The organism is Geminicoccus harenae, from assembly GCF_019800005.1.
Classification (GTDB): Bacteria; Pseudomonadota; Alphaproteobacteria; order Geminicoccales; family Geminicoccaceae; genus Geminicoccus; species Geminicoccus harenae.
This window is the reverse complement of sequence record NZ_JABGCL010000069.1, coordinates 1-9,234: the sequence shown is the minus strand read 5'-3', so window position 1 is coordinate 9,234 and position 9,234 is coordinate 1. Positions and strand designations below refer to the sequence as shown.

12 protein-coding genes are annotated in these 9,234 nt (G+C 63.4%); 11 read left to right on the top strand and 1 reads right to left on the bottom strand.

What is annotated here, in order from left to right:
* Nucleotides 1–336 precede the first annotated feature (336 nt).
* A complete protein-coding gene (locus HLA95_RS26035; RefSeq protein ID WP_191059270.1) occupies nt 337–708 on the bottom strand; it encodes a hypothetical protein in 372 nt (123 codons plus the stop codon).
* A 342-nt stretch (nt 709–1,050) separates the two neighbouring features.
* Here HLA95_RS26035 and HLA95_RS29350 point away from each other — a divergent pair, with 342 nt between their 5' ends.
* From HLA95_RS29350 to HLA95_RS25980, 11 genes are all read left to right on the top strand, one after another.
* Entirely contained in the window at nt 1,051–2,358 is a 1,308-nt protein-coding gene (locus HLA95_RS29350; RefSeq protein WP_223861475.1) for a tyrosine-type recombinase/integrase, read from the top strand.
* Nucleotides 2,348–3,118, top strand: a complete 771-nt coding sequence (locus HLA95_RS26025; protein WP_191059272.1) for a hypothetical protein — start codon at nt 2,348–2,350, stop codon at nt 3,116–3,118. The genes HLA95_RS29350 and HLA95_RS26025 overlap by 11 nt, the downstream gene beginning before the upstream one ends.
* A 225-nt stretch (nt 3,119–3,343) precedes the next feature.
* Entirely contained in the window at nt 3,344–3,622 is a 279-nt protein-coding gene (locus tag HLA95_RS26020; RefSeq protein ID WP_191059273.1) for a hypothetical protein, read from the top strand.
* Nucleotides 3,622–5,853, top strand: coding sequence for an AAA family ATPase (locus tag HLA95_RS26015; RefSeq protein ID WP_191059274.1), 2,232 nt, complete (start codon nt 3,622–3,624; stop codon nt 5,851–5,853). The genes HLA95_RS26020 and HLA95_RS26015 overlap by 1 nt, the downstream gene beginning before the upstream one ends.
* A gap of 290 nt (nt 5,854–6,143) precedes the next feature.
* Nucleotides 6,144–6,347, top strand: a complete 204-nt coding sequence (locus HLA95_RS26010; protein WP_191059275.1) for a hypothetical protein — start codon at nt 6,144–6,146, stop codon at nt 6,345–6,347.
* On the top strand, nt 6,344–6,574 hold the full coding sequence (locus HLA95_RS26005) for a hypothetical protein (RefSeq protein WP_191059276.1): 231 nt from the start codon (nt 6,344–6,346) through the stop codon (nt 6,572–6,574). Before HLA95_RS26010 ends, HLA95_RS26005 begins: the two co-directional genes overlap by 4 nt.
* Nucleotides 6,575–6,770: 196 nt before the next feature.
* Nucleotides 6,771–6,998, top strand: coding sequence for a hypothetical protein (locus HLA95_RS26000; RefSeq protein ID WP_191059277.1), 228 nt, complete (start codon nt 6,771–6,773; stop codon nt 6,996–6,998).
* Nucleotides 6,995–7,231 (top strand): hypothetical protein, encoded by a 237-nt coding sequence (locus tag HLA95_RS25995; RefSeq protein WP_191059278.1) that lies wholly within the window; start codon nt 6,995–6,997, stop codon nt 7,229–7,231. Before HLA95_RS26000 ends, HLA95_RS25995 begins: the two co-directional genes overlap by 4 nt.
* The gene (locus HLA95_RS25990; RefSeq protein WP_191059279.1) at nt 7,228–7,956 is read left to right on the top strand and encodes a hypothetical protein; all 729 of its coding nucleotides are present in this window, start codon (nt 7,228–7,230) and stop codon (nt 7,954–7,956) included. Before HLA95_RS25995 ends, HLA95_RS25990 begins: the two co-directional genes overlap by 4 nt.
* Before the next feature lie 182 nt (nt 7,957–8,138).
* Nucleotides 8,139–8,306 carry a hypothetical protein gene (locus HLA95_RS25985; RefSeq protein ID WP_222184993.1) on the top strand — a complete coding sequence of 56 codons (168 nt, stop codon included), beginning with the start codon at nt 8,139–8,141 and terminating at the stop codon, nt 8,304–8,306.
* A 255-nt stretch (nt 8,307–8,561) separates the two neighbouring features.
* Complete coding sequence (locus HLA95_RS25980; RefSeq protein WP_191059280.1) at nt 8,562–9,089, top strand: DUF1441 family protein; 528 nt, start codon at nt 8,562–8,564, stop codon at nt 9,087–9,089.
* Nucleotides 9,090–9,234 lie beyond the last annotated feature (145 nt).

Here is a 9,234-nt window from a genome sequence, read left to right as displayed (position 1 = left end):
CCAGGCCGCGTCCGACAGCCAGTACAGATGTGCCATCCGCCATACCCTCCTCAGCCTGCGTCCCTGATCAGTCGACTAAAAGCCATGAAGCTGTAGAAGGTTGTTTGAGTTCCCTACCTAGTCGATGTGAGGTGCGTCAATGCACAAGCCGGCTCAAATGCCGTCGGTCTCCAGATCCTGATCCTTGGCGTTGAATGTCAGCGGATCTTCCGGCAGGACACAGCAACTGGGTCAGGAGCGCCTGCATGTTAGGCGGCTGGATCAGGTGATGGAGTGGTGGCCCAGACCTGCAAGCTCTGCCATGGCCGCAGGATAGGCGCTGGACGGCTCTTGGGGTCAGTCCCGGGCCTGCGGCGCGATGGAGCGGCAAAAGCGCAACCCGGTGGCCCGCCAGTTCTCCGGCATGGTCCGCCACTCCCGCCATGCCTGATCGACCTGACGATGCCAGCGCGGCGCCAGGTACACCGGCACATATTGGCCGGACGGCTTCTCGCAGAGCCAATGATCATGCCAGCCGATGATCGGTACCCCCATGAGGTGCATGGGGTGGCCCGACACCATGTCCTGATGCCACAGGCCGAGATCGATCCAGACGACGCCGCCTTGACCATCGTCGTAGGCGCATCCGGCCCAGCGGTCGGCAGAGCCGCCGATGAACAGCGGCCCGGCCTTCGACGCCTCGACAATCTGTCGGACCAGCTCAGACACATGCTTCTCCCCGCCGCCGCTGACGGTATTGGGTCATCCAGGGATGACGCCGGCTGCATCCAGGATCGGATGACTACGGCTACCGGATACCAGCAAGACATGAGAAGCGGGATACGCCACCATGTGGCGCCTGAACCACCGAGATGGTTGGCGTCCCCAAGGGGACTCGAACCCCTGTTTGCGCCGTGAGGGGGCGTTCAAAAGGATGGCAGGCGACTGTGGAAGATCACCTAACTCGCTGACTTGCCTAGACTGAACTCTGAGGATGTCGCCTAGCGTCGCCTAGCGTCCGTGCCATCTTTGCCGTATGATTGCCGTACAACAGGCAACATGGCTTGATCGATGGCGCGCATCAGTACTGGCGGTAGCATCGGATCCCGAAGCTCTAGGACGAAGCTTGCACCTCGCCGTGAACCCTACTGGGCCCAGATCCTGCCAGGCCGCCATCTCGGCTACCGCCGGCGGCAAGGCGAGGTCGGAACCTGGATTGCCCGGCATCGCGATGCCGCAACAGGCGAGCGAAGCTACCATGCACTTGGTTCGGCTGACGATGATCCCAATGCTCTAGCAGGAACTCTAGATTTCGCCGCAGCGCAGGCGGCAGCAGTAGCTTGGTTCACTAGGTCGAAGCCGGACCAGAAGAAGAACTTCACAGTCAATGATGCTCTTGACGACTACGTTGCCTTCATCAGCGCCCATAAGAAGCCGAAGACTGCACGGGACACTCGGTATCGCGTTGATGCTCATGTACGGCCGGCACTAGGTGATCTTGCGTTAACAGACCTAACCACAGCTCGCTTGAAGAGCTTTCTTGAAGCGCTCGCGGTTAAGCCGGCGACGGTAGGGCGTGTTCCGCTGGCACTGGACGCCCCGCGGAAGACGCGGGCAGTCGAAGGAGTAGATGCAAGGCGAGGACGGCGTGCCAGTGCGAACCGCGTCTGGACGATCCTGAGGGCAGCTCTAGTACGGGCGTATGACGCCGGACGAGTAGCAAGTGATGACGCGTGGAGACGCGTCAAGCCATTCAGGAATGCAGAAGCTGCGCGAGTGAGGTGGCTGACGAAGGTGGAGATCACGCGGTTGCTGGGCGCAGCATCGCCCGACATGCAGCAACTAATCCGAGGCGCGCTTCTCACGGGAGCGCGCTACGGCGAGATCACTCGGCTGAAAGTCGAAGATTTCGACCCTCACAATAGCGTGATCTGCTTTCTTGAGACTAAATCTCATCGCCCAAGATTTGTTCCCCTTGATGATGAAGGGGCCACCTTCTTCAGTAGGATGACATCTGGTCGAGATCGTTCTGCCCACATCTTCCTTAAGCAAGATGGAAGAGCTTGGGGAGCATCTGATGCACAACGGCCAATCGCCAGTGCTTGCATTAGGGGCGATATCGAACCGCCTGCAACCTTTCATACTCTGCGGCACACCTATGCCTCCCTGCGGATAATGGCCGGGGCCCCGCTGTCAGTCGTAGCGACAGCGCTTGGGCATACAGACACTCGAATGGTGTCAAAGCACTATGGCCACTTGGCACCGTCTTATGTTCGCGATGTCATTCGTGCCACTGCCCTAGGAATCGGCGCTGGCGATTTGTCGGCTTCGCCAGATCAGCCGACTAACCTCGATCTAGAGCAACAAGATGCAGACTGACGAGAGTTGGCACACGCCTTGGAAAGAAGGGCCGTCTGACTACGAGCGGCGTTGGAGTGCCGACTATCAAGTCTTTCTCGGGATCTACTACCGTAACAATGCCTTTTTCTGGCCGTTGTTACAGAACTTTGACAACGCAAGGCCGCTTCATCCCATCCTCATCGACTTCGTTAGGCATGCGGCGGGGCAAGTCACTGAGGAGATCAATGCGCTCCGTCAGTACAAGATGCTCGGGCAACGCAAGGATGCCTCTGCCAAGCATCTGCATGAGAAGAAAGAAAGGGAACGGCGAAGGAACTTTGGTGTGCCGCTCTCTGAGCGGCGCACCCTCGACCGAGTCCTACAGTTCGGTGCAAGAGGCCGAGACCGCATGAAGGAGGTGGCCGACTGGCAGACGAGAACGTTAGTCCTTGGCACTTATCAGTCGATGCTCCGCCAAGGCTTGCAGGCAAAGGTTGCTAAGCAAGACACCGGGTCAATGCATGGCGTTGCAGCCGGAACGCTGCAACGCTGGATCGGAGAGGACCGTATCGAGTGGATGAAGTACCTGGAGTTCTCACGAAACAGGGGGGTTTGGTACAACTCTTATCTTGATGCATCTGCCGAAGAGCACGCTACTAAATACAGCCGTCAGCAACACGGACGACACCAGAAGACTGGTGACGCAGCCGGTAAAGGACGGCCAAATGGCTCTTCAAACCAGTCGTCGAGCACTTCGGGCGCTCGAGCAGCAAAATGTAAGCCCCAGCCTTCAGGCTAGTCACCCGCTTCTCGATAACAAGTTGGCGGTTTCGGCCGACGATCTAGCCGACCTGATTGGCCTGCATCGCTCCACCATCTGGCGTGCGCTGAGCGAAGACGAAGCGATCCGCCGGGGCATGCCCTTCCTACCCTCTTGCCGTCTTGGCAAGCGCAGGGTCATTCGCGTTGAGGATGCTCGCAGCTGGCTGGCGTCAACGCGGGTTGTGGCTGAGGCCGCCTAACGATGAAGGGCAAGGACCTTACCGACGGCCCGGACCAGGGGCCGCCGGCTAGCAAGGACGCTGCGAAGTATATCGCGCCCCAGCTGAAGAACAAAGCTACGTCCCGCGGCCGGGCCCGTGAACTTCTCCGTCAGGCAGCGATTGAGCTGCGTCTGCGCTCAGTTCGCGCCACAAAGCTCCCCTTCCCGCGTCTGGTCGCGGTGATCGAGGAGCAGAAGCTCAGCATCGACCGCTTCCGGCGGGTCGACGAGAACTGCCCCATCCGAGAGTGGCGTGTGTGATGCTGCCTGAGGACACGTCCGATGGCCCCGACCGCACGCAGATCGAGGCATTCTATGCGGAGATGTTCCGCCACGCCGATGACGGCACGTATGCTGCTGTCCGTGCCTTCCATGACGACCGGTCAGATCCGTTCGCGGTCGCTCAGTGGTCGGCACCCAAGATCAACGGCCAGGGCTTCAGGCCGCTGACCGAGGCCGTCGTCAACCTTATCGAAGCGGCGAGCGATCACCCTACCCCGGTAGTCGTCTGCCCGCCGCTCGCGACCTTCACGAGGCCAGGCTCCGCCAAGGAAGCAGATCTCGCGAACGGGCTTGTGCTGAGTGTCGAGCTGGATGCTGCCCCGGCTGCAGCCCTCGCCAAGGTCACGGCACTCCTCGGGCAGCCTACCGCTGTGGTGGCATCTGGTGGCGAATGGACCAATCCAGAGACCGGCGAAGTCGAAGCTAAGTTGCATGTGCATTACCGGCTCTCTGAGCCGACACGCACCGCGGAAGAGCATGCTCGTCTGAAGGAGACGCGCGCGAGGCTGACTGCCTTGGTCGGCGGCGATCCTACCAACATTCCCGCCGTTCACCCGCTCCGTGCCCCAGGTGCCCCGCACCGCAAGCGGGAGCGGCGATGGTCCAGGCTCCTCGAGCTGAACGCTGATCGGGAGCTCGGGCTTGAGGAAGCCCACGAGCTCCTGCCGCCGCTGCCAAATAGGCCGACCACAGCATCAACCGGGACCGATAGCCGCGGCATGGCTGAGCTCGTCCGCCTGGTCGCCACCGGTGAATCCTACCATTGCCCGCTCACCGCGCTCGCGATGCGTCAGGTCAAGGCAGGCCGGCCGCCCGGGCAGGTCGTGGAGATGCTTCGGGGCATCATGCATGCCGTTCCGGCGGAGCGGCGAGATGCTGGCCAGCCCGGTCGATGGCAGGCCCGCTTTGATGAGATCCCGAGGCTCGTCAGCAGCGCCGAGGCAAAACTCCGCGCAGATCTGGTTGGGGCCATCCCTGACCAAGAAAGCGTAGAACCAAAGGCGGCACTGCCATTCAACCTGACGGATCTGGCAGCGGATCGCTGGTCAGAAGAGCCGGAGCCAATTCGCTGGCTTGTCCAGCCGACCATTCCTTTGGGGTCCCCCGGAATGGTCGCGGCCATGGGCGACGCCGGTAAGACCGGTTTGCTGTTCGAGTTGGCGCTGCGCGTTGCCACGGGTGAGAGCCCGATCGACCTGCCGATCTTCGGTGGGCAGGTGGCCGCGCAAGGTACGGTCGTGATCTTCACGGCGGAGGACCATCAAGCCAGCGTCTGCCGCCGACTTCATGCGCTCGACCCGTTCGCCCAGCGCCGCCGGAAGGCGCCCGGGAAGCTGCTGATCGCAGCCCTACCCAGCCTTGGGGGTGCTTTCGGGCTGGTGCGCCAGGATGGACGAGGTCTGGAGCGCACTGAGCAACTCACGGCCATCCTCGGCCAGTTGCGCGCTATTCCTGACCTTCGCCTGGTCGTTTTCGATCCGCTGCAGGCGTTCGTTCATGCCGACGTGAATGCTGCTCCTGAAGCCGCTCAGTTCTTCTGCACGGCGCTGGCGGAGATTGCTGCAACAACCGGTGCGACGGTCATCACCGCGCATCACATGCGCAAGCCATCCACGCCGCCGAAGACGCCTGAGGAAGCCAGAGAGGCTATTCGGGGCACTACGGCGCTAATCGATGGCCTGCGCTTCGCCTACGCCATCTGGGCGGCCAGCCAGGACGAGGCACGGCGCCTGTTGCGGGAGATCAGCCGCTCCTACGAGCCGAACACGGTCTTCAAGGGCTCTATCGTCAAGAGCAACGAGCCAGCGCGGCGAGAAGTGCGGACACTCGTGCGGTCGAGCAGCACGGGCGTGCTTCAGGACCTCACCGACCGCCTGAAGGTCGTCCGGAAGTACTCCGACGACGAACTCGCCGCGCTGGTGACCGGCATCGCAGATGCGGCCAAGGATGGTCGCCCGCTCTGCCGGCATGGGCAGAACGGCATCTACCACCGCCGCGAGATTCTGCCGGCGATCCTGCGCAAGACCGGCCGCGATACGCTCGAGGAAATGGCGAGCCATCTCCTGAGCGAGGGACGCATCGTCCAGGCGTTGGCGAGCGGCACGACCACCAAGTGGCTTGATGTGCCGGAAGGGCCATTCGCCCGCGGTGAAGGCGCATTCGCCGCTGGCTCAAGAAAGGGTCAGCCGGGCCCGCGAGGTGCCTCGTGATGCCCCCGGTCATGCCGCTCCGGAAAGCTCCGGAACTCGAGATCGTTCCGGCGTTTCGGCGTTCCGAAGCCGGAACGAGATCAGCGCCCGGGACGGCGAAAGCCGCACCAATGCTGGAGATAATTCGTTCCGGGCAAAGATCGTTCCGGCCGATGCCTGTCGGAACGAACTACATCAATAAATTCAATGGCTTAAGATCGTTCCGGCGTTCCTATACCTATAGGTATGGGGCCGTTCTCCCGGAACGGAACCCAACACCGCCCTCCGTGCCGCCCGGGAGGGGCGGAAGCATGAGCAAGATACCCACTTCTTCAGATCGCACCCCAGCCCAGCGAGCTCTCGATGAAGTTTGCCTGCGCGGCTGGAGCATCCGGCTCGTCCAAGGGCAACCGGAGCTTCGGGCCAGGCTCACGACGCTGAGCCCGGCACTGGTCGACAGGCTGGTCGAGTTCAGCAGCGCGATCGCTCTCATCCTGCAGGGAGCCGGCCGATGAGGAAGGTCACCGGGCCCTGCAGGTGCGCCTGCTGCCTCGCCTGGGAGCTGGATCAGGCTCTGGAGCTGCTGACTTCCGGCCGGATCGGCAAAGCGGAGAAGGCCCTCTGGATCTTGCGGTGGCGCTTAGCACCAGAGGTCTCGGTGATGGAGTGCGACCTCGATCGACAACTTGAGGTGCGGATGAAGCCTAGTGCTCAGCTGATGCAGGAAGTAGCCGAGGGATGACTCACCGCATCGCTGTTCGGACCAAGAGCCTTGCCTGGCGCGAGGTCGTCGTCGAGACGCGGCCATCAGTCCGCCAGCCGACGCCGACGGCCGCCCCTGCCCCAACGTCCATCCCGCCTGCTGCCACACCGGAACCGCGCCGCTTCCGCATGACGCGCGGTGGTGATGGCCGGCCCGCTACGTTGGAGATCGTACCATGCGACTAGAACGCCGCTTGGTCGGCGCACGCCTGAATGGCCGCCGCCTCGCCTCCGCCCTCAGGATCGGTGACTACGACGATGCTCTCTACACCATCGAGCGCCTCCGCCGGTCGCTCATCCGCTCGCTTGCTCAGCTCGATCGGCTGGAAGCCCGGCTGGATCCGCTAACGGACCAGGGCTGCGAAGCTCCTCGCCACTACCAACGACGCGATGACCTGCCATGAGCCGCCGGCCTGCTGACCAGCCCGCAGTGCTGCACTTCGTGGCGGTGGCAGCCTTTGCTCTCGGCATGGCGCTCCTGGCTGCCGCAGGCGCCGACCAGCGCCAGGCCCACCGGCTGTTCAAGGCGGTGGTTCGGCAAGGCGCTCTGCCGCCTGTCCGCGGCTCGCCGCCACGACGGCGCCGACGGATCGTCACCCGACAGAACACCCATCTTCAGCTCAAGGACTTCCGATGACCAAGGTCAATCTCCCTTCCAGCCTCGCTGCCGCTCTTCAGGCTGCCCAGGCTCTTGAGGACAGGATCAGCCGCACCCAGGCGGCATTGGTGGCCGCCGACGCCCGCGCAGAGCGTGCCAAGGCCAATCGCCTGGAAGCCGAGCTGGAGCGTGACCGCTTGGCCGGCGAGCGCGATCTAGCCGCTGCCGCCGAGGCGCTAGGTGAGGTGCCACAGGTCGATACGGCTGAGATCAAGAAGGCCATGGCCTCGGCCGACAAGCGGCTGGCTGCGGAGCGCGCCGAGGCCGAGGCTGCTCTGGCGGCACAGCGCGGCCTCCGCCTGCGCTTGCAGAAGGAACAGGCGGAGCGTGCCGAGCATCTGGAGGCCATCGAGCAGGCTAAAGGCGAGACACGCCTGGTCTTGGCTGAACAGGCAACCGCGATCCTGGACAGGATGACTGCCCTCCTGACCACCGAGTTTGTCCCACTGGCTCAGGCAGATCTGGCGGTTGGTGGCGGCTATCTGGCGCGCTGCCTCGCTGGCATCAATCTCACCGAGTTCGGTGTCGACGATGGCCAGCCCAGCCGATCGGGGAAGCTCGACCATGCAGCGCGATCCGCGACCATGCCCCCCGAGTTCGCTCGGGTCGACATGACCGTGCGCAAACTGCGGGCCGCCGCCGCCGAGGCTCGTGCGGAAGCTGAGGCCAGCCCCGAGCCAGCCAACGACCGCCAGGCGGCCTGACCATGCGACGCCGTCCGCCCAAGCCGGTGATCACTCCGGAACTGCTGAGGCAGGCTGAAGAGCGAAGCAACGACCTGATCGACGAAGTGGCGCTGTGCCTTCGCGACGCTGATCCGGTCGAAGCTGACCTCCACGTCCGCCTCCTGGCACTCCAGAGAGCGGCTGTGCGGGCGGCGTGCCGTGTGCCTGACCTGCAGATCGCGGCACTGGCTGCCGCCCGGGAGGCCGCGGAACGGGCAGCCGGAGAGGAAGGCTGCGGGCTGATCGATCGGGTGCGGGCTGGCAGCTGGGTCGTGGGCCAAGTCGCCCGCTCCTTCCACAAGCCAGCCCCACGACCCAAGCCACACTGAGAGAGGCGATGATCATGTACGTCCACGCGCTGATGATGTGCCTTTCGTGCAACACTCGTGGGGTTGCAAATGGGTCACGCTTTCACCTGACAGGTCGTTCGGGAAAATTCCTGGTCACCTGGAAGTCCGAAGGAAGAAAATCCGTCGACGGGTCCTTCCCCATGGATCCCGGTAATGCGGGGTGGCGCGGCGCGTGGCTTTTCTAGCCACAGAATTTTCCTAGACGTTCCACCACAACGGATGGAGTTCCTAAGAATGGCCATGTCTCGCTCGAGCTGGTCGATCAACGCCTTGAGCGTCGAATTCGGCCTCGACCGCAGGACGGTCGGCAAGCGGCTGGAGAACGTGACGCCCTATGACCTGGGCGCGGATGGCAGCCCGCGCTGGCGGCTGTCGGACGCTGCACCGGCACTCCTGCTTCACGCTACCAAAGCGCCGGCCAAGGCTCCTCAGCAGGCTCCCGAAGGCTGCGAGATCCTGGAGCGCATCCCCAACCCCGTGCACAGTGGCTTCGTCGTCGCGTGGATGGAGCTGTTCGCCAACTTCCAGCCGATCGCAGCGGGCGCGCTGATGGGCTGCGGCCTGTCCCGCACCCAGGCGGAGCGGGCCGTTGGCTGGCTGCTGGTGGGGTTCATTGGCTTCGCCAACGACGCCGCGCGCAAGGCGAACATTCCGCCGTGGATTGAGGAAGAGGATCCGGCCTGGCTTCCAGCCGACATGATGCTCAAGCCGGACTGGAATGGGCTGGCTGCCCACGCCAAGCAGGTTCGCTCCCCCGGCTGATCCTCATCACATCGTCGTCCTCGCAGCGCCATCCGCGCGGCGCCACGGTGGGACTCATCCAGGAGACCAGCAATGTATCTCCCCCCTCTCGATGCCACGCTTCTGCCCGTGCGTAGCCGCGACGCTCGCGCCTGGAGAATTAATT